Below are 25793 nucleotides of genomic sequence, written 5' to 3'. Positions count from 1 at the left end.
ATCCGCGCGACCGATTCAGCATTAGCCCCCGTATTTTCGGGGGTTTGGCTGAGCCAGCGAGTTCATCCTGAGGTCGTGTAAAACACCTGACTATCGATAAAAACTCATCGAAGCCATGACGCCAGCGCATGCCTCATCACGAGGCATGCGCTCACCTTTTTCGTGCCGTCAGACAGCCCGAATCACGTGTTTGATTTCCTGGAAAGCCTGCAAGCCCCAAGGCCCCAATTCGCGGCCGATGCTGCTCTGTTTGTAGCCACCCCAAGCGGTCTGCGGGAAGATCACTTGCGGCGCGTTGATCCACACAAGCCCCGCCTGCAAGGCGTTGGCGACCCGATCTGCCGCTTCGGCGTCGCGGGTGACCACGCTGGCCACCAGGCCGAACTGGCTGTCATTGGCCAGGGCAATCGCCTCGGCTTCGCTGGCAAAACTGCGCACGCAGAGCACCGGGCCGAAAATCTCTTCGCACCACAGCGCACTGCCTGGGGGCACGTCTGTGAAAATTGTCGGCTGCAAAAAATAACCGCGCGGCAGGTCTGCCGGACGATTGCCGCCGCACACCAGTTTGGCGCCGGCACTCAAACCGCGATCGATGTGCCCCAGCACGCGCTGGTATTGCGCTTGGTTGACCAGTGCGCCCATTTCCACGTTCGGGTCGAACGGGTCGGCCACGCGAATGGCTTCGGCGCGGGCCTTCAAACGGATGAGGAATTCGTCCGCCAGTTCATCGGCGACCAGCACGCGGCTGGTGGCCGAACACATCTGCCCGGCGTTGAAGAAGCCGCCACCACAGGCCACTTCCACGGCCAGCTCGATGTCAGCGTCTTTGAGCACCAGCAGCGAGGATTTGCCGCCCAGTTCCAGGCTCACACCCTTCACGGTTTCTGCGGCACGTTGCATGACTTGAACACCGACCGCGTTGCTGCCGGTGAAGGAAATCTTGGCGATGCGCGGGTCGGCCGACAACGGCGCACCGACCGCCAGACCCGTGCCGCACACCAGGTTGAACACGCCCTTGGGCAGGCCGGCCTCGGCGATGATCGTCGCCAGTTCCAGTTCCGGCAGCGGCGTCACTTCTGACGGCTTGAGCACCACGCAGCAACCGGCGGCCAGGGCCGGGGCGAGTTTCCAGGCGGTGGTGACCATCGGGAAGTTCCACGGCACGATCAGGCCGACGACACCGCACGGCTCGCGGCGTACACGAGCGCTGAAGTCGTCGGTTGGCAGCTCGACGTTGCTGTCTTGCTTGGCATCGAGGCCTTCGGCCAGACCTGCGTAGTACTCGAAGGTGGCGATCACGTCGTCGACATCGATGGCCGCTTCGAACAGCGGTTTGCCGTTGTTGCTCGATTGCAGATGCATCAACTGTTCGCGACCGGCCTGCACGCCCGCAGCGATTTTGCGCAGGATCGCGCCGCGCTCGGCGCCGGTGGTTGTCGACCATTCCTTGAAGGCGTTGGTCGCGGCAGTAACGGCTTGATCGACTGCATGTTCATCGCCGCCGTTCACGGTGGTCAACAGGGCTTCGGTCGCCGGGTTGATCACGCGCAGGTGTTCGTTGCCCGCGGACCATTGGCCGTTGATGTACAGGCCATCAAGAGTGGTTGGAAAACTCATTTCGACACCGCCTTCATCCAAACAGTCTGATCGATTTCAATCAGGGTCGGCCCCTGGCGATCGGTGGCAGCGCGCAGTGCGCTGCGCAGTTGCTCGACACCGCAGACGGCTTCGGCTGCACAGCCCAACGCCTTGGCCACACCGATAAAGTCCGGGGTGTAGATATCCACGCCAACCGGCTCGATGTCGCGGTTGACCATGTATTTCTTGATCTCTTCGTAGCCCTGGTTATTCCACAGCAGGACGATCACCGGCGTGCGCGCTTCAACGGCGCTGGCCAGTTCCGGCAGGGTAAATTGCAGGCCGCCGTCGCCGATCAGGCACACCACCGGAGGTCGTGCGCCGTTTTCAACGCTGCCGCCGAGCCAGGCGCCAATCGCTGCCGGCAAGGCGTAACCGAGGGTGCCGTAACCGGTGGACGAGTTGAACCAGCGACGCGGGCGCTCCGGATTGAAGGTCAGGTTGCCGGTGTACACCGGTTGGGTCGAATCGCCGACGAAGACTGCGTTTGGCAGTTCGTGCAGAACCGTTTCCAGGAAACGGGTCTGGGCCAGGGTCGGCGCATCCCAGGTGGCGGCCAGTTCGTCGCGCAAGCGTGCGGCACGGACCTGGCCCCAATCGTTGCGGCGCTCGGCCAGCGAGTGGCGGGACAGTTCGCTCAGCAAGGCTTGGGCGGCGTTGCGCGAGTCGGCTACCAATGCGACTTTCGGCGGGTAGTTGCGCACGGTCTGGTCGGGGTCGATGTCCACACGCAGCAGCACGCCAGGAATCTCGAAACCGCCGGCGAAGGTGATGTCGTAATCGGTTTCGGCCAGTTCGGTGCCGATCGCCAGCACCACGTCGGCTTCAGCCACCAAAGCGCGAGTCGCGACCAGGCTTTGGGTCGAGCCGATCAGCAACGGGTGATTGGATTCGAGCATGCCTTTGGCATTGATGGTCAGGGCCACCGGGGCGTCCAGCCGTTCGGCCAGTTCAGTCAACTCGGCGGCGGCATCGATGGCGCCGCCACCGGCGAGAATCAGTGGACGCTTGGCACCGGCCAGCAGCGCGGTCATGCGGCTGATTGCGCTCGGCGAGGCACCGGCGCGGTCGATGTTCACGGGTACGCTGGCGAGCAGGTCATCGGCCTCTTCTACCAGCACGTCCAACGGAATTTCGATATGCACAGGACGCGGACGGCCGGCCTGGAACAGTGCAAAAGCGCGAGCCAGGACGCCCGGCAATTCAGCCGCCGACATCAAGGTGTGGGAAAACGCCGCAACACCGCCGACCAATGCGCTCTGGTTCGGCAGCTCGTGCAGCTTGCCGCGACCGCCGCCCAACTGGCTGCGCGATTGCACGCTGGAGATCACCAGCATCGGGATCGAATCGGCGTAGGCCTGGCCCATGGCGGTGGTGATGTTGGTCATGCCAGGGCCGGTGATGATGAAGCACACACCCGGTTTGCCGCTGGTGCGAGCGTAACCGTCGGCCATGAAACCGGCGCCCTGTTCGTGACGCGGAGTGACGTGGTTAATGCTCGAACGGGCCAGCCCGCGATACAGCTCCACGGTGTGAACCCCGGGAATGCCGAACACCTGCTCAACCCCGTAATCTTCGAGTAACTTGACCAATACTTCGCCGCACGTCGCCATGTCTTTGCCCTTTTTGTTCGTTTGAGACGCCGGACCTGCGCAGTGTTTATGATGAGTGGGCAGGTCCAGGGATGGCCTCATTGGAACGGGCGACACGTAGCCGCAACAATGGATAAAAAGTCATACTAGCCATGTCCTCACGTCATACCTTGGATCCCAATGAAACGATTGCCTCCCCTGCCGGCGCTGCACACTTTTCTGATTACCGCGCAGTGCTGCAACTTCACCCGTGCTGCCGAACAGCTGTACATCACCCAAGGTGCGGTGAGTCGGCAGATCGCCGGGCTGGAAGAACATCTGGGTTATGAACTGTTCATTCGCCAGGCCCGCGGCCTTGACCTGACGGCCGAAGGACGGGAATGGCTGCCACGGGTCCAGCAGATTTTCGGCTTGATCGACGAAGCCGTGGAGCAGATCGGCGAGAAGCGCGAAACCCTGCAACTCAAGGCCCCGACGTGTGTCATGCGCTGGCTGTTGCCACGGTTGGTGCAGTGGCAACGGGAGCGCCCGGATGTGCCGGTGCAATTGACCACCACGGTCAAGCACGGTGTGGATTTTCATCGCGAGCAGTTCGATGCGGCGGTGATGTACGGCGCACCACCGGACAGCGCGCTGGCCTCTTTTCATTTGTTCGATGAGCAATTGACGCCGGTCTGCTCCAAACCTCTGCTGGAAGGTCCAGTGCCGCTGATGACGCCGCAGGATCTGGAACAGCACATGCTGCTGCACCCGACACGGGATGAACGGGACTGGAAGGCCTGGCTGGCCACTGCGGATATTCGCTTGAGCAATGTCGGCAAGGGTCAGCATTTCGAAACGCTGGACCTGGCGATGTCGATGGCGTCCCAAGGGACAGGCGTGGCGATCGGGGATTGGTCGTTGATCGGCGATGATTTGAGTGCCGGGCGGCTGGTCATGCCGTTTGAATTGAAGGTGAAAACCGGGTTGGCGTATTACCTGGTTTTCCCCGAGAAACCCGGGCCTTCGCCGAAGTTGCGTGAATTGATGGGGTGGTTGGTGGAGCAGGCTCAGGCGCGCTAATGCTCTGAAGGCTTGGCGCGTAACCCTGTGGGAGCGAGCCTGCTCGCGAAGGCGTCCAGACAGTCGACATCTATGTTGAATGTAAGTCCGTCTTCGCGAGCAGGCTCGCTCCCACATTAGTTTTCAGTGGATTCAGTATCCGACTGTGAACCGCTGCCGAGGGTGCTTCGGCGCTTCCACTTCATCGATCATCGCAATCGCATAATCGGCAAAAGTGATCCAGCTCCGCCCTTCGCTACTCACCAGCAAATCATCTTTGCCAACCCGAAACGTCCCCGTGCGCTCACCTTCGACAAACTCTGCCGACGGCGACACAAAGGTCCAGTCCAGGTCTTTTTCCTGCCGCAAGTTTTCCAGGAACAGCGCACCGGCACTGGCCTCAGCCTTGTACGCCTGCGGAAACCCTTCGCTGTCGATGACCCGGGTTCCGTCCGGCAGCAACAGCGAACCGGCACCGCCCACCACCAGTAGGCGTTTGACGCCGGCCTGTTTCACCGGCCCGATCACGGCGCTGGCAGGAAGGGTCGCGAAGTGCGCAGCGCTGATCACCACGTCATGACCAGCGACTGCCGCTTGCAACGCTTCGGCATCGAGGGCATCGACATTCTTGGCGACCACACCGGCACGCTGACTGATCTTCGAAGTGTCGCGGGCGATCGCGGTAACGCTGTGACCACGACGCAGGGCTTCTTCCAGCAGTTGGCTACCGGCACGACCGGTGGCACCAATGATTGCGATTTTGCTCATGACATTCTCCAGTTGGATTTTGGTGAATCAGTACAAATCTGGATGATGAAAGGACTTTGTGGTGAAGGGCTCTATCTGTGGAAAGGGGATTTATCTGTGGCGAGGGGATTTATCCCCGTTGGACTGCGCAGCAGTCCCAAGCGTTGACGACTGCTTCGCAGCCGAACGGGGATAAATCCCCTCGCCACAGGAAAGCCCTACAGCCACAGACAAGTCCAACAGCAACAGTTAATCCCCTCACCACATTACTCATTCACCCCACTTCATCTCGCCCTTGGCGACTTTGGCGCTCAGTTCAAGCGAGCTTTCTTCACCCAGCGTCGGGTAGCGTTTTTTCATCGCGGCGATCAGCGCGGCAGCGTCTTTTGCCTTGGCGGTTTCTTCGTCGAAGGCCTTGATGTAATCGGCGGTGAACTGCACGGCGGCCAGCGAACGAGCGCTCTCACCGAGGTAATGACCCGGCACGATGGTTTTCGGTTTCAGGGTTTCGATGGAATGCAGCGTAGTCAGCCAATCGGCATGGGACTGCGGCGTCTGGGTGTCGGCCATCCACACGTGAATGTTTTCTGCGACGACGACGCCACCGACCACAGCCTTGATCGACGGAATCCAGACGAAGCTGCGATCCGGCTGCTTGCCGTCCAGCCCCACCACCTGCAACTTCTGCCCTTCAAGCGTCAGGGTGTCGCCCTTGAGTACATCCGGCACCATGGTTTTGGCTGGCACGTCAGCGCCCATTTTCGGCCCCCAGAACGCCAGTTTGCCGTCGATGGTTTTCTGGATGTGGTCCACGGTCGGCTGCGAGGCGAGCACTTTGGCGTTGGGGAATGCGGCGGTCAGGGTGTCGAGGCCGAAGTAGTAATCCGGGTCACCGTGGCTGATGTAGATGGTGGTCAGTTGCTTGCCGCTGGCGCGGATCTTTTCGACCACTTGCTCGGCCTGGGATTTGCCAAATTGTGCGTCCACCAAAATCGCGTCTTTCTCGCCGCTGACCAACACCGAGGTCACCGGGAAGATCGCCTTGTCGCCCGGGTTGTAGACGTCCAGGGTCAGGGTCGATGCAGCCGCTGCGTGGGCGGCGAAACCGAGGGTGGCGGTGGCCAGCAAAATACGTTTAAGCGAGGTGAAGCCGATCATCTGTTGCTCCGGTGTCCGAATGCCGTGCTTGGCGATGGACAGAGCTTAGTTGCATGACTCAGTACAAAAAATGCGATGCTTGAACATAGTTTGTTTCTGAAAGCGGGCAAATCATGGATCGTCTACAAGCAATGCGGGTGTTCGTCACGGTGGTTGACCTCGGCAGCCAGTCGGCTGCCGCCGATCACCTGGACCTGTCTCGGCCAGTGGTTTCGCGCTATCTGGCGGAGTTGGAGGATTGGGTCGGCGCCCGCCTGATGCATCGCACCACGCGCAAGCTGAGCCTGACGGCCGCCGGCAGTGAAATCCTGCCTCGATGTCGGCAGATGCTCGACCTGTCCACAGACATGCAAGCCGCTGTCACCGAACCGGACGATGCGCCGCGCGGGCTGCTGCGGATCAGCGTCAGTACTTCGTTCGGTCAGGCACAACTGGCGGATGCCATGGCCGCTTATGTCAAACGTTATCCCGGCGTCAGCATCGACCTGCAGATGCTCGACCGCACGGTGAACCTGGTGGATGAGCGCATCGATCTGGCGATCCGCACCAGCAACGACCTGGACCCGAACCTGATCGCGCGACGGCTGACAGTCTGCCGCTCGGTGATCTGCGCCTCCCCCGCTTATCTGCTCGAACACCCGACACCGCTGCGGGTCGAAGACCTGAGCCAGCACAATTGCCTGACCCACTCCTACTTCGGCAAAAGCCTCTGGCATTTCGAGGAGGACGGTGAGCAGGTGTCAGTGCCGGTGCAAGGCAACATCAGCGCCAACGAAGCCAGCACGTTGGCGCGCGCGGCAATGGCCGGCGCCGGGGTGGCGATGCTCCCCAGTTATCAGGCCGGCGTGCATATCCACAGCGGCGAACTGATCCGCCTGCTGCCCCACGCCGAACCCCGGCAGATGAACATTTACGCGGTGTATGCCTCACGCAAACACATGCCGGCGGCGTTGCGCAGCATGCTGGATTTTCTGGTGCTCAGATTCCCCGAGGAGCCGGAGTGGGATATCGGACTTTAAGGAGACCCCTGTGGGAGCGGGCTTGCTCGCGATAGCGGTTGATCATTCAATAACGATGTTGCTGACCCACCGCATTCGCGAGCAAGTCGGATCGCCGCACCGCCGCTCCCACAGGGGGTATCAGCGCTCTGAATGTCGGGGTACATACGCAAGCCGCGTTGCTGGCAACTCACTGGTGCTGACCTATGCTGAAAGTAGTACCGAAGGGTATTCGTTCAGAGGTCAACGCCATGAACATCAAAACAAGAAGATACCTCGCGATTTTCATCACCTGCGCGGCCACGCTCGCGCTGTATGGCACCGCGGCCTGGCGCGTTGAGCAGTTGCGACAAGTACCCCGTGAATACGCAAGCTGCAACTTCGAACGCTGTATTCCCCACAACGCGACCCTCAACGCCCTCAAGTAACGAAGGGGATCAGGCCTCGTTATCCTGATCAGCCTTCAAGCGGTCGCGAAATGCCTTGGGCGAGATCCCCACTCGACGCCGGAACAGGCGCGTGAAGTTGGTCGGATCAGAGAACCCCAACACGTCGGACATTTCATAAATGGTCATGCTGGTGTAGGTCAGCAAGCGCTTGGCCTCCAGCAATTGACGTTCGTGCATGATCTGCAGCGCCGGTTGTCCCGCCAGCTCACGGCAGGTGCCGTTGAGGTGGGACACGGAAATCCCCAGCCGATGGGCCAGGTCTTCGACCTTGACGTGCTGGCGATAGGTCTCTTCCACCAGTTGGATAAAACCGTTGAGGTATTCCCGGGCACGTTGCGGACGCTGGCTGGCGTTGCGGCGGGAAATCACCTGGCGGCTGACCCACACCATGATCACGCTGACCAGCGAATGCATGAGCATTTCGCGAGCCGGCTGGTGGCCGGTGTATTCGTCTTGCAGCGCTGAAAACAGACTGTTGAGGTATTCGCCTTCCTTGCCCGCCGGATAACTCTCGGCCTGGGCCAGTGCGTTCACCGAGTTGCCCAGTTGCGCCTGAAGATGAGCAATCAGCGGCGCGGCAAGGGTCACGACAAATCCTTCGACGTCCTCGGAAAACCGATAGCCATGCACCGATAACGGCGGCAAAACCAGGATCGCCGGCTCGGTCAGCTGCGTACGTTTGCCTTCGATTTCAAGCTCTGCCTGACCTTTGAATACGAAGAGCAACTGACACAAATCGGCGTGGCGGTGGGGTTTGATTTCCCATTGGTGTTCGCGGCTGCGTTTGGAAATGGTTTCACAGTGCAGCAAGTCCGGGGTCGGCCAATCCAGGCTTTCACCGTAGAGCTTGAACACTGGAATCGAAGGTAGGTCAGGCTTGTTCATCACTTCAATCCAGGCCTCGGGGGTAGGCGGGCGATAATCGCACCGATTGGCAGAATGTACAGGTATCGGCTCAGTTTTCCCCTTCAATTGACAGACTCGCGAGAGAAAAATGCAAGCACTCGATCCATAAAAATTATTCACCGGCCCTGGTCGTGTGAAGCTTGCGAGTCATAAAAACAATGAAAATGCTGAAAACCCAAATCGCCATTATCGGCGCCGGTCCGTCCGGTTTATTGCTCGGCCAATTGCTGCACAACGCCGGCATCGACACCCTCATTCTCGAACGCCAGACCCCGGACTATGTGCTCGGACGAATCCGTGCCGGTGTCCTCGAACAAGGCATGGTAGAGCTGTTGCGCCAGGCCGGGGTGGGTCAGCGCATGGACGCCGAAGGGCTGGTCCACACAGGCTTCGAACTGGCCCTCGACGGACGCCGCGTACACATCGATCTGCAAGCCCTGACCGGTGGCAAAACGGTGATGATCTACGGTCAGACCGAGGTCACCCGCGACCTGATGGCCGCTCGTCGGGAGGCCGGTGCGCAGACGATTTACGAGGCACGCAACGTCGTTCCTCACGGGATGAAAACCGAAGAACCGTTCGTGACTTTTGAGAAGGACGGCGAGCTGTATCGACTCGATTGCGACTACATCGCCGGGTGCGACGGTTTCCATGGCGTGGCCCGGCAGTCGATTCCCGCCGAGTGCCTGAAAGTGTTCGAGCGGGTCTATCCGTTTGGCTGGCTCGGCATTCTCGCTGACACGCCGCCAGTCCACGAAGAGCTGGTTTACGCCCGGCATGAGCGCGGTTTTGCCCTGTGCAGCATGCGTTCGGCCACCCGCACCCGCTATTACCTCCAGGTGCCGGCCGACGAGCACGTCGAGAACTGGTCTGATCAGCGCTTCTGGGATGAACTCAAATCCCGTCTGCCTGGCGCCTTGGCAGCATCGTTGATCACGGGGCCTTCCATCGAAAAAAGCATCGCGCCGTTACGCAGTTTTGTCGTCGAACCGATGCAGTACGGGCGGATGTTTCTGGTCGGCGACGCCGCGCACATCGTCCCGCCCACCGGCGCCAAGGGCCTGAACCTGGCGGCCAGCGACGTCAGTACGCTGTTCAACATTCTGCTGAAGGTTTACCGGGAAGGCCGTGTGGATTTGCTGGAGAAATACTCCGAGGTCTGCCTGCGTCGGGTATGGAAAGCCGAACGGTTTTCCTGGTGGATGACCTCGATGCTGCACCGTTTCGATGATCACGACGCCTTCAGCCAGCGGATTGCCGAGTCAGAACTGGAGTACTTCGTCGACTCCGAGGCCGGTCGAAAAACCATTGCAGAAAATTACGTCGGCCTTCCATACGAGGCTATCGAATAGCCTGCTACCGACTTACACTGGCGAGCATCCCCGCTCGCCTTGCTCCTTGCGGGTCAATCACTGTCCGCAGGTTCAAACCCGTGACCAATCTCAACCAGCCTGAAACGCCCAAACCGGCCATTCGCAGCGTGTTGATCGCCCTGATGCTGGCAATCTTTCTGGGCGCGCTGGACCAGACCATCGTCGCCGTGTCGATGCCGGCCATTTCCGCACAATTCAAGGACGTCAGCCTGCTGGCCTGGGTAATTTCCGGCTACATGGTGGCGATGACGGTGGCCGTGCCGATCTACGGCAAATTGGGCGATCTGTACGGTCGCCGCACGTTGATGCTGTTTGGCATGGGGTTGTTCACGGTCGCATCGTTTTTCTGCGGCATGGCCCAGAGCATGGAGCAGCTGGTGCTGGCGCGGATTCTTCAGGGCATCGGTGCTGGCGGGATGATTTCGGTCAGCCAGGCGATCATTGGCGACATCGTGCCGCCCCGGGAACGTGGCCGCTATCAAGGCTATTTCAGCAGCATGTACGCCGTGGCCAGCGTGGCCGGCCCGGTACTCGGCGGTTACATGACCGAGTACCTGTCATGGCGCTGGGTGTTCTTGATCAACCTGCCGTTGGGCCTCGGTGCCTGGCTGGTGGCCAATAGAACGCTGGTGGGTTTGCCAGTGCCGCAACGCAAACCAATCATCGATTACCTCGGCACGGTGCTGATGATCATCGGCTTGACCGCCTTGTTGCTGGGCATCACCCAGGTCGGCCAGGGCCATTCGTGGCGCAGTGCCAACGTGCTGGGCCTGCTCGGTTGTGCAGTGTTGGTACTGGCGCTGTTCGTCTGGCATGAACGCCGGGCGCGGGAGCCGCTGCTGCCGATGCATTTGTTCGCCAATCGCAATGCGATCCTGTGCTGGTGCACGATCTTCTTCACCAGCTTCCAGGCGATCTCGCTGATTGTGTTGATGCCGCTGCGCTTCCAGAGCGTGACCGGCGCTGGGGCCGACAGCGCTGCGTTGCACCTGTTGCCGCTGGCGATGGGTTTGCCGATTGGCGCGTATTTCGCCGGCCGCCGAACCTCGGTGACCGGGCGCTACAAGCCCATGATTCTGACCGGCGCCCTGCTCATGCCGATCTCGATTCTCGGTATGGCATTCAGTCCTCCCCAGGCCTTTGTGCTCAGTAGTCTGTTCATGTTGCTCAGCGGGATCGCTAGCGGCATGCAGTTCCCGACTTCCCTGGTCGGAACGCAGAACTCGGTGGCACAACGGGACATCGGTGTCGCCACCAGCACCACCAACCTGTTCCGCTCACTGGGCGGTGCAGTGGGCGTGGCGTTGATGTCGGCACTGCTGCTGGCGTTGTTGCAGGACTCAAGTTTCGCCCACCTGGCCGGCTCTTCGATGATTGCCGAGGGCAGTTCGGGGAACGTTTTGCTCGATGGTTTGAACGCCGCGCCGGGAGATGCGCAGAACGCCTTGCGTGCTGAGCTGTTGCTGACGTTCCGGCATTTGCTGATGGTCAGTGCGGCGGTGTCGCTGCTGGGGCTGGCGGCGGCGATTGCCATGCCGGATAGGATATTGCGTGGGCGCGAGGACAAGGTTCGGTAGAAGGACCGTGTCGCCTGCATTCGCGAGCAGGCTCGCACAGGGATTGGATGTTTGGCAGGAAGAGATTGGTCGGCTGTCAGGCCGCCATCGCGGGCAAGCCCGCTCCCACAGGGGGATCGGCGTTCGCCTTTCGCCCCTCACCACTCAACAGGTACATCCGCAAAAACCAGACCGATTTCCCACGATGAAACCAGTCTTCAGCCCCTTGCCCCAACGCCACAGCCGTCTAACATCAACCAAACGGAAAATATGTCCAAATCCCCCTCAAGTTGAAGGCTCCAACAACCGACACAGTACAAACAGCGCAAATAGTCCAAACGCCAGCATTTCGGCCAAGCTACAAGCAAAACCCCATGTGATTGATTGTCCCTTTGACTGCCATCACCGGATTGCCAATACTCAGACAACTTGACGCTACCCGCACGGAACAAGGAATGACTCTTTGAAGCTGGAACTCAAGAACAGCTTGTCGGTGAAGTTGCTCCGGGTCGTGCTCCTGTCGGCATTGATCGTTGGCGTGGTCTTGAGCTGCGCGCAGATCGTTTTCGATGCCTATAAAACACGCCAGGCCGTGGCCAGCGATGCCCAACGCATCCTCGACATGTTCCGCGACCCCTCGACCCAGGCCGTCTACAGCCTGGACCGGGAAATGGGTATGCAAGTGATCGAAGGCCTGTTTCAGGACGACGCTGTGCGCAAGGCCTCCATTGGCCATCCCAACGAAGCCATGCTCGCGCAAAAGACCCGCGAGTTGCAGCATTCCGACAGTCGCTGGCTGACCGACCTGATCCTCGGCAAGGAACGCACCTTCACCACCCAACTGGTGGGTCGCGGCCCTTACAGCGAATATTACGGCGACCTGAGCATCACCCTCGACACCGCCACCTACGGCCAGGGTTTCATCGTCAGTTCGGTGATCATCTTCATCTCCGGCGTGTTGCGTGCAATGGCCATGGGGCTGGTGCTGTACCTGGTCTATCACTGGCTGCTGACCAAGCCGCTGTCGCGGATCATCGAACACCTCACGGAAATCAATCCGGATCGCCCCAGCGCACACAAAATCCCGCTGCTCAAGGGGCACGAAAAGAACGAACTGGGAATCTGGATCAACACCGCCAACCAGTTGCTCGAGTCCATCGAGCGCAACACCCATTTGCGCCACGAAGCGGAAAACAGCCTGCTACGCATGGCCCAGTACGACTTCCTCACCGGCCTGCCGAACCGCCAGCAATTACAGCAGCAACTGGACAAAATCCTGGTAGACGCCGGCAAGTTGCAACGTCGGGTCGCGGTATTGGTGGTCGGCCTGGACGACTTCAAGGGCATCAACGAACAATTCAGCTACCAGACCGGCGACCAACTGCTGCTGGCCCTGGCCGATCGCCTGCGAGCTCACAGCGGACGCCTTGGCGCCCTCGCCCGCCTCGGCGGCGACCAGTTCGCCCTGGTCCAGGCCGACATCGAACAACCCTACGAAGCGGCCGAACTGGCCCAAAGCATTCTCGATGACCTGGAAGCGGCCTTTGCCCTCGATCATCAGGAGATTCGCCTGCGCGCCACCATCGGCATCACCCTGTTCCCCGAGGACGGTGACAGCACCGAGAAACTGCTGCAAAAAGCCGAGCAGACCATGACCCTGGCCAAGACTCGCTCGCGCAACCGTTATCAGTTCTATATCGCCAGCGTCGACACCGAGATGCGCCGCCGTCGCGAGCTGGAAAAAGACCTGCGCGACGCTCTGGTCCGTGGTCAGTTCTACCTCGTCTACCAGCCGCAGATCAGCTATCGCGATCACCGGGTGGTGGGTGTCGAGGCGCTGATTCGCTGGCAGCATCCCGAGCACGGGCTGGTTCCGCCGGACTTGTTCATCCCCCTGGCGGAGCAGAACGGCACCATCATCGCCATCGGCGAATGGGTGCTGGATCAGGCGTGCAAGCAATTGCGCGAGTGGCATGACCTGGGTTTCGTCGACCTGCGCATGGCGGTGAATCTGTCCACGGTGCAGTTGCACCACGCCGAGTTGCCACGGGTGGTCAACAACCTGCTGCAGATGTACCGCCTGCCACCGCGCAGCCTGGAGCTGGAAGTCACCGAAACCGGCTTGATGGAAGACATCAGCACGGCCGCCCAGCACCTGCTGAGCCTGCGTCGCTCCGGTGCACTGATCGCGATCGACGACTTCGGCACCGGTTACTCGTCATTGAGCTACCTGAAAAGCCTGCCGCTGGACAAGATCAAGATCGACAAGAGCTTCGTTCAGGACCTGCTCGATGACGACGACGACGCGACCATCGTTCGGGCCATCATCCAGCTGGGCAAGAGCCTGGGCATGCAGGTGATTGCCGAAGGCGTGGAAACCCCCGAGCAAGAGGCCTACATCATTTCCGAGGGCTGCCACGAAGGTCAGGGCTACCTCTACAGCAAGCCGCTGCCGGCGCGGGAATTGAGCGCGTATCTGAAACAGGCCCAACGCAGTAACGCGGCTATTTTGTAGAAATCAAAAGATCGCAGCCTCGTTTCACTCTGTAGCAGCTGTCGAGTGAAACGAAGCTGCGCGCTCTTGATCCACGACACAACTCCCCCCTGAATAAGAAATATTTCCAGGTACAACCCTTTACAGATAATGCGAAAGATTTGCATTATGTCGCAGTTTTGCGCGCTTGCTGCGCCTTTCCACCCCTCTCGAAGCAGGATGTTCGCCATGATTCGTATGCCTCTGGCTACCGCCAGTCTGTTGGCCATCGCTATTTCCCTCGCCGGTTGTGGCGAAGGCAAAGACAAAGCTGCCGCTGCGCAAGCACCGACGCCGGCCACCAGCACCACGGCCCCGGCTGTTGCACCCGCCGCTGCCAGCAAAGTCGACGAGGCCGCCGCCAAAGCCGTTGTCGCGCATTACGCCGACATCGTCTTCGCCGTCTACAGCGATGCCGAATCTACCGCGAAGACCCTGCAAACCGCCGTCGACGCCTTCCTCGCCAAGCCGAACGCCGACACCCTGAAAGCGGCCAAGGCTGCCTGGGTCGCTGCCCGCGTTCCTTACCTGCAAAGCGAAGTGTTCCGCTTCGGCAATACCATCATCGACGACTGGGAAGGTCAGGTGAACTCCTGGCCGCTGGACGAAGGCCTGATCGACTACGTCGACAAATCCTACGAGCACGCACTGGGTAACCCGGGCGCCACGGCCAACATCATCGCCAACACCCAGGTTCAGGTCGGCGAAGACAAGGTCGACGTGAAAGATATCACCCCGGCAAAACTTGCCAGCCTGAACGAGCTGGGTGGTTCCGAGGCCAACGTCGCCACCGGCTACCACGCTATCGAATTCCTGCTCTGGGGCCAGGACTTGAACGGCACCGGCCCTGGCGCCGGCAACCGTCCAGCTTCCGATTACCTGGAAGGCAAAGGCGCCACCGGCGGTCATAACGATCGTCGTCGCGCTTACCTGAAGTCGGTGACCCAACTGCTGGTCAGCGACCTGGAAGAAATGGTCGGTAACTGGAAGCCGAACGTGGCCGACAACTACCGCGCCACCCTGGAAACCGAGCCAGCTGAATCCGGCCTGCGCAAAATGCTGTTCGGCATGGGCAGCCTGTCCCTGGGCGAACTGGCGGGCGAGCGCATGAAGGTTTCCCTGGAAGCGAACTCCCCGGAAGACGAACAGGATTGCTTCAGCGACAACACCCACAACTCGCACTTCTACGATGCCAAAGGCATTCGTAACGTGTACCTGGGCGAATACACCCGCGTCGACGGCACCAAAATGACTGGCGCCAGCCTGTCGTCCCTGGTGGCCAAAGCCGACCCGGCTGCCGACACCGCGCTCAAAGCCGACCTGGCCGCCACCGAAGCCAAAATCCAGATCATGGTCGATCACGCCAACAAGGGTGAGCACTATGACCAATTGATCGCCGCCGGCAACACCGCTGGCAACCAGATCGTGCGCGACGCTATCGCTTCGCTGGTCAAGCAGACCGGTTCGATCGAAGCCGCCGCTGGCAAACTGGGCATCAGCGACCTGAACCCGGACAACGCTGATCACGAATTCTGATCAACGCTGGCTGAATAAAAAGGCGATCTTCGGGTCGCCTTTTTATTGGCCCTAACGCAGATCAAAATGTGGGAGCGGGCTTGCTCGCGAAAGCGGTTTTACATTCAACATTGATGTTGGCTGACAGTCCGCCTTCGCGAGCAAGCCCGCTCCCACAGGGGATCACCGTTTCAAGTAAACCCTGCGCTACATCAACCAAACGATAATTCCTCTTATTCAATCTCCCCTGCCCTGTTAGACTTTGCGCCCTTGTTTTGCTCGTCTTGCAGGATGTCTGATGCCCTCGCTGCCTCTTCGCTTGTCCGCACTGTTTCTGGCCCTGGGCCTGAGTGCCTGCGATGACGCCCCGCGTTTTACCCAAGCCGAACCCGGTGAAGCCCGGTCCGGTGGCAGCGCAACCGTGCGCAAGACCGATCAGAACGCATTTTCCCTGCCGTCTGCCAACCTGCCGCCGTCACGGCGCGTGGACTTCAGTGTCGGCAACAGCTTTTTCCGTAGTCCCTGGGTGATCGCCCCGTCGACCACCACCGCCCGGGATGGCCTCGGGCCGTTGTTCAACACCAACGCGTGCCAGGGCTGCCACATCAAGGATGGCCGCGGTCATCCGCCCGCGCCTGATGCGCAGAACGCCGTGTCGATGCTGGTACGCCTGTCGATTCCCGATGCGCCGGCCTATGCCAAGGTCATCGAGCAGCTCGGTGTCGTCCCGGAACCGGTCTACGGCGGACAATTGCAGGACATGTCCGTGCCGGGTGTCGTGCCGGAAGGCAAAGTGCGCGTCGATTACACGCCCGTTCCGATTCGCTTCAAGGACGGCACCGAAGTCGAGTTGCGCAAGCCGACGTTGCAGATCACCCAGCTCGGCTACGGCCCGATGCACCCTGACACGCGCTTCTCGGCCAGGGTCGCGCCGCCAATGATTGGCCTGGGCCTGCTTGAAGCGATCCCCGACGAGGCGGTCCTGGCCAATGCCGAGGCTCAGGCAAAAGCGAAGAACGGGATCGCCGGACGCCCGAACCGGGTCTGGGATGACGCGCAGCAAAAAACCGTTCTCGGGCGATTCGGCTGGAAGGCCGGCCAACCCAACCTCAATCAACAGAACGTTCATGCGTTCTCCGGCGACATGGGCCTCACCACCCGTCTGCGCCCCGTCGATGACTGCACCGCCGCGCAAACCGCTTGCAAGCAAGCGCCCAACGGCAATGGCGCGCAGGGCGAACCGGAAGTCAGCGACAACATCCTGCGTCTGGTGCTGTTCTACAGCCGTAACCTCGCCGTCCCGGCTCGCCGCGATGTCAGCGCCCCCGAGGTGCTGGCCGGCAAGACTCTGTTTTTCCAGGCCGGATGCCAGTCCTGCCACACCCCGAAATACACCACCGCCGCCAACGCCGCAGAACCTGAACTGGCCAATCAAGTGATTCGCCCTTACAGCGATTTGCTGCTGCATGACATGGGCGACGGTCTGGCCGACCACCGTAGCGAATTCCAGGCCAGTGGCCGCGACTGGCGCACCCCGCCGTTGTGGGGCATCGGCCTGACGCAGGCGGTCAGTGGCCACACCCAGTTTTTGCACGATGGCCGCGCCCGCAATCTGCTCGAAGCCGTGCTCTGGCATGGCGGCGAAGCCGCAGCGGCGCAGCAACAGGTTTTGTCTTTCAATGCCGAGCAGCGCGCTGCGTTGCTGGCGTTCTTGAATTCCCTTTAATACGTATTCCATAGCGGGAGCCCGACATGTTCCGTCCCAAATTGTTGTTCACCAGCCTCGCCGCACTAGCCTTGGGCGCCTGTTCGCCTCAGGATCCGCAGGCCGTGACGTCAGCAGCCATCGCCAAGTCGGTGATCCTGCCGACCTACACACGCTGGGTTGAAGCCGACCGCCAACTGGCCGTCAGCGCTCTGGCCTACTGCGAAGGCAAGGAAAACCTCGACACCGCCCGCGCCGACTTCCTGCATGCGCAGAAAGCCTGGGCCGAGCTGCAACCATTGCTGATCGGGCCGCTGGCCGAAGGCAATCGCGCCTGGCAGGTGCAGTTCTGGCCGGACAAGAAAAACCTCGTCGGCCGTCAGGTCGAGCAACTGGTCACCGCACAGCCGCAGATCGATGCCGCCGCGCTGGCCAAATCCAGCGTTGTGGTTCAAGGCCTTTCCGCCTACGAATACATCCTGTTCGACAGCAAGCCTGATGTGGCCAACGCCGAACAGAAAGCCAAGTACTGCCCGCTGCTGATCGCGATCGGCGAGCGTCAGAAACAACTGGCCGAAGAGATTCTGAAAAGCTGGAACAACACCGACGGCATGCTCGCGCAGATGAGCAAATTCCCGAACCAGCGCTACGCCGATTCCCACGAAGCCATCGCCGATCTGCTGCGTGTGCAAGTCACCGCCCTCGACAGCCTGAAGAAAAAACTCGGCACGCCGATGGGCCGTCAGACGAAGGGTGTGCCGCAACCGTTCCAGGCCGATGCATGGCGCAGCCAGTCGTCCCTGACTGGCCTGGAAGCCAGCCTCGCCGCCGCCAAAACAGTGTGGGAAGGCGTCGACAACAAAGGCCTGCGTGGTCTGTTGCCGAACGAGCAGAAACCATTGGCCGACAAGATCGACGCCGCTTACGCCGCGTCCCTGACGCTGTTCGCCAGCAACCAGCGCTCGCTGACCGAGATGCTCAACGACGATGCCGGTCGCCAGCAACTCAACGACCTCTACGACAGCCTCAACGCCGTCCACCGCCTGCACGAAGGCGAACTGGCCAAGGCGCTGGGCATCCAACTGGGCTTCAACGCCAACGACGGTGACTGATGAGGGCAAGTTCCATGCTGCGACGCCAGGCTCTGACGTTAGGTAGTTTGCTGCTGGGTGCGGTGACACTGGGCGGCTGGACGCTGTTCAGGCAGAAGGACAAAAGCCCGCTGCTGCTCTCGGCGCGGGACGATACCGATGGCAAGCATTACGCCGTCGGTTACCGGCTGGACGGCACTCGGGTGTTTGCCACCCAGGTCGGCCAGCGCTGCCACGACATCATCAACCACCCGACGCTGCCGATTGCGCTGTTCGTCGCCCGTCGTCCTGGCACCGAGAGTTACCTGATCGACCTGCGCGATGGCACGCTGCTGCAAACCGTGACCTCGCTGCCGAACCGGCACTTCTACGGTCACGCGGTGATTCACAAGAGCGGCGACTGGCTGTACGCCACCGAGAACGACACCTCCGATCCGGGTCGCGGCTTGCTCGGTGTGTATAAGTTCGAAGGCGAGCGGCTGGTGCACAGCGGCGAGATTTCGACCCACGGCGTCGGCCCGCATCAGGTGTCGTGGATGCCCGATGGCGAAACCCTGGTAGTGGCCAACGGCGGCATTCGCACCGAGGCCGAAAGCCGCGTCGAGATGAACCTCAACGCCATGGAACCGAGCCTGGTGCTGATGCAACGCGACGGCACCCTGCTGAGCAAGGAAACCCTCGCCCAGCAGATGAACAGCGTGCGTCATTTGGGAATTGCCAGCGACGGCACCATCGTCGCCGGTCAGCAGTTCATGGGGCCGTCTCACGAGTCGTCGGAGCTGCTGGCGATCAAGCGTCCCGGCCAGCCGTTCGTAGCCTTCCCGGTGCCTGAACATCAGTTGCAGGCCATGGGGCATTACACCGCCAGCGTCGCGGTGCACAGCGAACTGCGTTTGGTGGCGTTGTCCGCGCCACGGGGCAACCGCTTTTTCATCTGGGACCTGGACAGCGGTGAAGTGCGACTGGACGCGCCGCTTCCCGATTGCGCCGGGGTCGGCGCGGTAGCCGATGGCTTTGTCGTGACCTCGGGTCAGGGGCGCTGCCGGTTCTACGACTGCCGCCAGACAAGCCTTGTTGCAAAACCCCTCGACCTACCCGCAGGGCTCTGGGACAACCACCTTCACCTCATCTGACTTCTATGCTCCCTGTGGCGAGGGGGCTTGCCCCCGTTGGGTCGCGAAGCGGCCCCAAAACCTGCAACACCGGTGAATCAGACACACCGCATGCAATGGTTTTACGACTGCTTCGCAGCCGAACGGGGGCAAGCCCCCTCGCCACAGGTTTGTGTTCAATCCCTTCCGCGCAGACGTGCTGGCCCACCTGTAAGTTCTGCCAGTTGGAATCAAGCTCCCACTCGGAGTAATGTTCCCGACTGAGTCACCTGATTTTCTCCAAGGAAGTGGAAATATGCTGCGTCGCCGCATGCTGATCATGTTGGGTGTTGTTTTGCTGATCGTGCTGGTCCTGGCCGGTTACAAAGCCTTCTCCATCTATACGATGATTCAGGGTTTTGCTGTGCCGAAACCAGCGATCAGTGTCGCTGTGGCCACTGCCACCGAACGGCCGTGGCAAGCTCGCCTGCCCACCGTCGGCACCCTGAAGGCGCTGCAAGGCGTGGACCTGAGCCTGGAGACCGACGGCACCGTCATCGATTTGCAGTTCGAGTCAGGTCAGAAGGTCAAGGTCGGCCAACCGCTGCTTGTGCTTGATAGCGTGGTAGAAACCGCCCTGCTCGAAACCGCGGAGGCAGACCTGGGGCTGGCGCAGCTCGATTACGGTCGCGGCAGTCAACTGGTGGGCAGCCAGGCCATTTCCAAAGGCGAATTCGACCGGCTCTCTGCCGTGTTGAAAAAGAGCCGGGCCACGGTGAATCAGCTCAAGGCGGCGCTGGCCAAAAAACGCTTGCTCGCACCGTTCAGCGGGACCATCGGCATTCGTCAGGTGGACATCGGTGACTATCTCGCCAGCGGCACCATGATTGCCACCCTGCAAGACCTCAGCAGCCTCTATGTAGACTTCTTCGTGCCCGAGCAGTCGGTACCGAAGATCGCCCTCGGCCAACCGGTGCAGATCGTTGTCGCGGCCTACCCGACACAAACCTTTCCCGGCACCATCAGCGCGATCAACCCGAAAGTCGAAAACAGCACGCGCAACGTCCAGGTCCGCGCGACCCTGGCCAACCCCGACGGCAAACTGCTGCCGGGGATGTTCGCCAGCCTGCAAGTGTTGTTGCCCGACCCGCAGCCGCGCATCGTCGTGCCGGAAAGCGCGATCACTTACACGCTGTACGGCAACTCGGTCTATGTCGTCGCGCAGAAAAAAGCCGAAGACGGCAGCCTGGAAAAAGACGACAAGGGCCAACCGATCCTGATCGCCGAACGGCGTTTCATCGAAACCGGCGAGCGCCGAGATGGGCAAGTGATGATCACCAAAGGTGTGCAGAACGGCGAAAAAGTGGTCACGGCCGGCCAGATCAAACTGGACAACGGCGTACACATTGCGATCAGCGACGACAAGACCTTAGCCGAGAAGAACAGCCCGCCGCGCGCGGACTGATCAAGGAATCCCCATGGCTTTTACCGACCCGTTCATCCGCCGCCCGGTGCTCGCCACCGTGGTCAGCCTGTTGATTGTGCTGCTGGGCTTCCAGGCCTGGAGCAAATTGCCGCTGCGCCAATATCCACAAATGGAAAACGCCCTGATCACGGTGACCACCGCTTATCCCGGGGCCAACGCCGAAACCATTCAGGGCTACATCACCCAACCGATGCAGCAAAGTCTGGCCAGCGCCGAGGGCATCGACTACATGACCTCGGTCAGTCGCCAGAACTTCTCGGTGATCTCCATCTACGCGCGCATCGGCTCCAACAGCGACCGCTTGTTCACCGAACTGCTGGCCAAAGCCAACGAGGTAAAAAACCAGCTGCCTCAGGACGCCGAAGACCCGGTGCTGAGCAAGGAAGCCGCCGACGCCTCGGCACTGATGTACATCAGTTTCTTCAGCAAGGAGCTGAGCAACCCGCAAATTACCGACTACCTGTCGCGGGTGATCCAGCCGAAACTGGCGACCCTGCCGGGCATGGCTGAAGCCGAGATTCTCGGCAACCAGGTATTTGCCATGCGCCTGTGGCTGGACCCGGTCAAGCTGGCCGGTTTCGGCCTGAGTGCCAGCGACGTGACCGATGCCGTGCGCAAATACAACTTCCTCTCCGCCGCCGGCGAAGTGAAAGGCGAGTACGTCGTCACCAGCATCAACGCCAATACCGAGCTCAAGTCCGCCGAAGCCTTTGCCGCGATTCCGCTCAAGGTCGAGGGCGACAGTCGCGTGCTGCTCAGCGATGTGGCGCGGGTTGAAATGGGGGCGGAAAACTACAATTCGATCAGCTCCTTCGGCGGCACCCCTTCGGTGTACATCGGCATCAAGGCCACACCCGGCGCCAACCCGCTGGACGTGATCAAGGAAGTGCGCAAGATCATGCCGGACCTGGAAGCCCAGCTGCCGCCGAACCTCAAAGGTGAAATCGCCTACGACGCCACGCTGTTTATCCAGGCCTCGATCAACGAGGTGATCAAAACATTGTTCGAAGCGGTGCTGATCGTCATCGTGGTGGTGTTCCTGTTCCTCGGCGCACTGCGTTCGGTGGTGATCCCGGTCGTCACCATCCCGCTGTCGATGATCGGCGTGATGTTCTTCATGCAGATGATGGGCTACTCGATCAATCTGTTGACGTTGCTGGCGATGGTATTGGCCATCGGTCTGGTGGTGGACGATGCCATTGTGGTGGTGGAAAACATCCACCGGCACATCGAAGAAGGCAAGACGCCGCTGGATGCGGCCATCGAAGGCGCCCGGGAAATCGCCATGCCGGTGGTCTCGATGACCATCACCCTGGCGGCGGTCTATGCGCCGATCGGCTTCCTGACGGGGCTCACGGGGGCGTTGTTCAAGGAGTTCGCCCTGACCCTGGCCGGCGCGGTGGTGATTTCGGGCATCGTCGCCCTGACCCTGTCGCCAATGATGTGCGCCCTCCTGCTGCGTCACGACGAAAATCCCAGCGGTCTGGCCCATCGCCTGGACATGATTTTCGAAGGCCTCAAGCGCCGTTACCAAAGCATACTCCACGGCACCCTCAACACCCGGCCGGTGGTGCTGGTGTTCGCGGTGATCGTGCTGTGCCTGATTCCGGTGCTGCTCAAATTCACCAAGTCGGAACTGGCGCCGGATGAGGACCAGGGCATCATTTTCATGATGGCCAACGCCCCGCAACCGGCCAACCTCGACTACCTGAGCGCCTACACTGACGAGTTCGTCACGATCTTCAAGACGTTTCCCGAGTACTACTCGTCGTTCCAGATCAATGGCTTCAACGGCGTGCAATCGGGGATCGGCGGCTTCCTGCTCAAGCCGTGGAACGAACGCAGCCGCACGCAAATGCAGATCCTGCCCGAGGTACAGGCCAAACTGGAGAGCATTTCCGGTTTGCAAATCTTCGGCTTCAACCTGCCTTCCCTGCCCGGTACCGGCGAGGGGCTGCCGTTTCAGTTCGTCATCAACTCCGCCAAGGATTACGAGTCGCTGCTGCAAGTGACCGACCGGGTGAAAAAGCGGGCAATGGAATCCGGCAAGTTCGCCTTCGTCGACGTCGACCTGGCCTTCGACAAACCGGAAGTGGTGGTCGATATCGATCGTGCCAAGGCCGCACAGATGGGTGTTTCCATGCAGGACCTGGGCGGGACGCTCGCGACATTGCTGGGTGAGTCGGAGATCAATCGTTTCACCATTGAAGGTCGCAGCTACAAAGTCATTGCGCAGGTCGAACGGCCCTTCCGGGACAACCCCGACTGGCTGAACAATTATTACGTCAAGAACACCAAAGGCGAACTGCTGGCCCTGTCGACCCTGATCACCGTGACCGACCGGGCGCGTCCACGGCAGTTGAACCAGTTCCAGCAACTCAACTCGGCCATCCTGTCCGGGGTGCCGCTGGTCAGCATGGGTGAAGCCATCGACACCGTGCGCCAGATCGCCCGGGAAGAGGCGCCGGTGGGTTATGCGTTCGACTATGCCGGCGCATCCCGGCAATACGTCCAGGAAGGCAGTGCGCTGTGGGTCACCTTCGCCCTGGCGCTGGCGATCATTTTCCTCGTCCTGGCGGCCCAGTTCGAAAGCTTCCGCGATCCACTGGTGATTCTGGTCACCGTGCCGCTATCAATCTGTGGCGCGCTGATCCCGCTGTTCCTGGGTTGGTCGAGCATGAACATCTACACCCAGGTCGGCCTGGTGACGTTGATCGGGCTGATCAGCAAACACGGAATCCTGATCGTCGAATTTGCCAACCAGTTACGCAAGGACAAAGGCCTGACGCCGCGCGAAGCCGTGGAGGAAGCGGCGGCCATTCGTTTGCGTCCGGTGTTGATGACCACCGCTGCGATGGTGTTCGGTATGGTGCCGTTGATCATCGCCACGGGGGCGGGCGCCGTCAGCCGGTTCGACATCGGCATGGTGATCGCCACGGGGATGTCGATCGGGACGTTGTTTACGTTGTTTGTGCTGCCGTGCGTGTACACGCTTTTGGCAAAACCCGATAAACCCTAGGGAACACACATAACCTGTGGGAGCGGGCTTGCTCGCGAATGCGATGTACCTGTCACATCAATGCTGAATGACACACCGCATTCGCGAGCAAGTCGGATCGCCGCACCGCCGCTCCCACATTGAGTTGTGCAAGTCTTCTTCATAAAAAAAGGCCTCGCATTAGCGAGGCCTTTTATTTGGGCTTCAATCTGTTCAACTTTGTGGCCTCAATCCTTGAGAAAGTCCGAACATGAACAGCAATAAATCATGATCGGGTTGGGATGCCACGGATGCCTTCGCAACACGTGGCAACGGACAGTGCGCGTCGCCATTCACTGAACTGAGGACTTGCGTGCGGGGCTGCTCCCAAGCCGCCACCGCCAGAGAAGCAACTGCCAAGGCACCTAATAAAAATACACCTCGTGCAATTTCGAGTTTCATTGCTATAAACCCTTGATAGCGCTGCCAAACGCCGTCCTATAAAAGTAGACGAGTTTCTGCCAGTCCGTCGTGCTGAACGACGAGTGGCGACGCAATTGCTTCATGTCATGAGTCGCCGCTTGCCGGGCGGTCAAACGCTGCCGGCCTTTCTCCAGATCGATCAAGGCCACTTCAACTTTGCAAGCCTCGCCTTCGCCGGTGATGCCCACGAATACGTGCTTGAAGTAGAGGCAGCCGTGCTGCCAGCGGCCCTTGTGCATCCGGGCCAGGCTCTCGGCCAGTTCCTTCAACACGCGATCATGCACAGCCTCACCGTGACGCTCGCGACCGCCGCCAGCGTACCAGTGTTCGATTTCCTCGAAGCCGTCCAGCGCCTTGGTGATCAGCAATGCGCGCCATTTATGCACCGGATCGCGCTGTGCACCGCAGAAAACGAGTTCCGGAACGCGAACGTCGAGCAGGTTCAGGCCGATGAGCGCATCGCGCTCGCGCAATACTGTCGGCCGACCGAATGGATGCAGCAAGCTGCGATAGATATGCCCGGTCTGACGTTTAACGTAAAGCAACTGTCCATTGCTGCTCACGACGCGCTGCACGCCGCTTTCTCCACCGCGACGGACGTTGGGTTCTTCGACCCATTCACCGCGCTGATTCCAGAAATAGTCGAAGCGATCCTGAGGAGCGACGTCCGTTTCTGCTGCACACTGCACTGCCATTCTGTTACCTCTTGCGTAATACGTAGACCCGCCACATGGCATAGAGCGGTAAAAAGTCCAGTTGTTCCTGAATGAGAAAACCCGCCTGCTCAAATTCCTTTTCAACCGTAGCAGCCGGTAACACAAAGCGATTTTGGTAACCTCCCTGCGCACGGGTTTTCTCGAGGCGCTTGCGTTTCCACGCTTTGAAATTGCCGTCCACCCATAGGGAAAGGATCACGCTATCACGTGTGACGCGCTCGAATTCACGCAAAATGGCCAGTCGATGCTCGGCTTCACCGACGTGATGGAGCAAACGCATGCAGAAAATGTTGTCGACCGAGTTATCAGGCAAGGCGATGTCGAATGCAGAGGTGTGCAAGGGTTGTACCCGTTTCACCACCTCGGCAGGTTGCGCCTTCATGGCAATCTTCAGCATGGATTCGGAGTTGTCGGCGCCAATGATCGCACGATTGGTTTTTTCCGCCAGCAATGGCCAGAAACGTCCCGCACCACAGGGCAAATCGAGGATCAGCCCCGGATCACCGGCCAGTGCCAGCGCCTTGCGTGCCAGTTGCTCGTCACGCCAGTGGGACAGGCGGCGGCCAAGGCCATCCTTGTGTTTACGCAGGTATTGTTGAGCGTGTTGATCGTCGTATTTTTCGGAAAATTCAAGTTTGACCGGGCCGTCCATCATCAAGATTTCCTGAGCTGCTGATGACTCCCACGATAGGTAGCACCGTGTCAGCGACAGGTCATACCGTTGTGAAAAATATGTCA

20 protein-coding genes are annotated in these 25793 nt (G+C 60.3%); 12 read left to right on the top strand and 8 right to left on the bottom strand.

Annotated features, from left to right (window positions below; genetic code table 11):
• Positions 1 to 168: 168 nt before the first annotated feature.
• The gene (locus KGB03_RS20720) at positions 169 to 1617 is read right to left on the bottom strand and encodes an aldehyde dehydrogenase family protein (RefSeq protein ID WP_223528640.1); all 1449 of its coding nucleotides are present in this window, start codon (positions 1615 to 1617) and stop codon (positions 169 to 171) included.
• Positions 1614 to 3251 carry a 5-guanidino-2-oxopentanoate decarboxylase gene (locus KGB03_RS20715; protein ID WP_223528638.1) on the bottom strand — a complete coding sequence of 546 codons (1638 nt, stop codon included), beginning with the start codon at positions 3249 to 3251 and terminating at the stop codon, positions 1614 to 1616. The genes KGB03_RS20720 and KGB03_RS20715 overlap by 4 nt, the downstream gene beginning before the upstream one ends.
• Before the next feature lie 159 nt (positions 3252 to 3410).
• Between KGB03_RS20715 and KGB03_RS20710 the strand changes: the two genes are divergently transcribed.
• The gene (locus KGB03_RS20710; RefSeq protein WP_111451953.1) at positions 3411 to 4292 is read left to right on the top strand and encodes a LysR substrate-binding domain-containing protein; all 882 of its coding nucleotides are present in this window, start codon (positions 3411 to 3413) and stop codon (positions 4290 to 4292) included.
• Positions 4293 to 4424: 132 nt separating this feature from the next.
• Here KGB03_RS20710 and KGB03_RS20705 read toward each other — a convergent pair whose 3' ends face one another.
• Complete coding sequence (locus KGB03_RS20705; protein WP_223528636.1) at positions 4425 to 5039, bottom strand: NAD(P)-dependent oxidoreductase; 615 nt, start codon at positions 5037 to 5039, stop codon at positions 4425 to 4427.
• A 249-nt stretch (positions 5040 to 5288) separates the two neighbouring features.
• The gene (locus KGB03_RS20700; protein ID WP_223528632.1) at positions 5289 to 6176 is read right to left on the bottom strand and encodes an MBL fold metallo-hydrolase; all 888 of its coding nucleotides are present in this window, start codon (positions 6174 to 6176) and stop codon (positions 5289 to 5291) included.
• Between the two features lie 113 nt (positions 6177 to 6289).
• Here KGB03_RS20700 and KGB03_RS20695 point away from each other — a divergent pair, with 113 nt between their 5' ends.
• Both KGB03_RS20695 and KGB03_RS20690 read left to right on the top strand, forming a co-directional pair.
• The gene (locus tag KGB03_RS20695; protein ID WP_218538389.1) at positions 6290 to 7195 is read left to right on the top strand and encodes a LysR family transcriptional regulator; all 906 of its coding nucleotides are present in this window, start codon (positions 6290 to 6292) and stop codon (positions 7193 to 7195) included.
• Positions 7196 to 7425: 230 nt separating this feature from the next.
• Positions 7426 to 7602: a hypothetical protein gene (locus KGB03_RS20690; protein ID WP_008156066.1), complete on the top strand. Its 177-nt coding sequence runs from the start codon at positions 7426 to 7428 to the stop codon at positions 7600 to 7602.
• 9 nt (positions 7603 to 7611) lie between these two features.
• On the opposite strand, the gene KGB03_RS20685 is transcribed toward KGB03_RS20690, so the two are convergent.
• Positions 7612 to 8508, bottom strand: a complete 897-nt coding sequence (locus KGB03_RS20685) for a helix-turn-helix domain-containing protein (RefSeq protein WP_223528629.1) — start codon at positions 8506 to 8508, stop codon at positions 7612 to 7614.
• A 188-nt stretch (positions 8509 to 8696) separates the two neighbouring features.
• On the opposite strand from KGB03_RS20685, the gene pobA reads away from it, so the two are divergent.
• The 9 genes from pobA (at position 8697) to KGB03_RS20640 (ending at position 23898) form a co-directional block, all read left to right on the top strand.
• Entirely contained in the window at positions 8697 to 9881 is a 1185-nt protein-coding gene (pobA, locus tag KGB03_RS20680; RefSeq protein WP_223528756.1) for a 4-hydroxybenzoate 3-monooxygenase, read from the top strand.
• Positions 9882 to 9961: 80 nt separating this feature from the next.
• Positions 9962 to 11479, top strand: a complete 1518-nt coding sequence (locus tag KGB03_RS20675; RefSeq protein ID WP_223528626.1) for an MDR family MFS transporter — start codon at positions 9962 to 9964, stop codon at positions 11477 to 11479.
• 442 nt (positions 11480 to 11921) lie between these two features.
• Positions 11922 to 13973: a putative bifunctional diguanylate cyclase/phosphodiesterase gene (locus KGB03_RS20670; protein WP_111451966.1), complete on the top strand. Its 2052-nt coding sequence runs from the start codon at positions 11922 to 11924 to the stop codon at positions 13971 to 13973.
• 207 nt (positions 13974 to 14180) lie between these two features.
• Positions 14181 to 15527: an imelysin family protein gene (locus tag KGB03_RS20665; RefSeq protein ID WP_223528623.1), complete on the top strand. Its 1347-nt coding sequence runs from the start codon at positions 14181 to 14183 to the stop codon at positions 15525 to 15527.
• Between the two features lie 277 nt (positions 15528 to 15804).
• The gene (locus tag KGB03_RS20660; RefSeq protein ID WP_223528620.1) at positions 15805 to 17232 is read left to right on the top strand and encodes a di-heme oxidoredictase family protein; all 1428 of its coding nucleotides are present in this window, start codon (positions 15805 to 15807) and stop codon (positions 17230 to 17232) included.
• A gap of 26 nt (positions 17233 to 17258) precedes the next feature.
• Positions 17259 to 18323 carry an imelysin family protein gene (locus tag KGB03_RS20655; protein ID WP_218538384.1) on the top strand — a complete coding sequence of 355 codons (1065 nt, stop codon included), beginning with the start codon at positions 17259 to 17261 and terminating at the stop codon, positions 18321 to 18323.
• Between the two features lie 14 nt (positions 18324 to 18337).
• Positions 18338 to 19435 (top strand): DUF1513 domain-containing protein, encoded by a 1098-nt coding sequence (locus KGB03_RS20650; RefSeq protein WP_223528617.1) that lies wholly within the window; start codon positions 18338 to 18340, stop codon positions 19433 to 19435.
• 274 nt (positions 19436 to 19709) lie between these two features.
• Positions 19710 to 20858: an efflux RND transporter periplasmic adaptor subunit gene (locus tag KGB03_RS20645; protein ID WP_111451971.1), complete on the top strand. Its 1149-nt coding sequence runs from the start codon at positions 19710 to 19712 to the stop codon at positions 20856 to 20858.
• A gap of 13 nt (positions 20859 to 20871) precedes the next feature.
• On the top strand, positions 20872 to 23898 hold the full coding sequence (locus tag KGB03_RS20640) for a multidrug efflux RND transporter permease subunit (protein WP_223528613.1): 3027 nt from the start codon (positions 20872 to 20874) through the stop codon (positions 23896 to 23898).
• Positions 23899 to 24090: 192 nt separating this feature from the next.
• On the opposite strand, the gene KGB03_RS20635 is transcribed toward KGB03_RS20640, so the two are convergent.
• The 3 genes from KGB03_RS20635 to KGB03_RS20625 are packed head-to-tail and all read right to left on the bottom strand — an operon-like array spanning position 24091 to position 25707.
• Entirely contained in the window at positions 24091 to 24318 is a 228-nt protein-coding gene (locus tag KGB03_RS20635; RefSeq protein WP_111451973.1) for a hypothetical protein, read from the bottom strand.
• A 2-nt stretch (positions 24319 to 24320) separates the two neighbouring features.
• Positions 24321 to 25034, bottom strand: a complete 714-nt coding sequence (locus KGB03_RS20630; protein ID WP_218538382.1) for a lipopolysaccharide kinase InaA family protein — start codon at positions 25032 to 25034, stop codon at positions 24321 to 24323.
• A gap of 4 nt (positions 25035 to 25038) precedes the next feature.
• Entirely contained in the window at positions 25039 to 25707 is a 669-nt protein-coding gene (locus KGB03_RS20625) for a class I SAM-dependent methyltransferase (RefSeq protein WP_223528755.1), read from the bottom strand.
• Between the last annotated feature and the right edge of the window lie 86 nt (positions 25708 to 25793).

Source organism: Pseudomonas sp. BF-B-26, assembly GCF_019956495.1.
Taxonomy (GTDB): Bacteria; Pseudomonadota; Gammaproteobacteria; order Pseudomonadales; family Pseudomonadaceae; genus Aquipseudomonas.
Note: the sequence above shows the minus strand (reverse complement) of the source record. Positions and strands in the feature narration are given on the sequence as shown.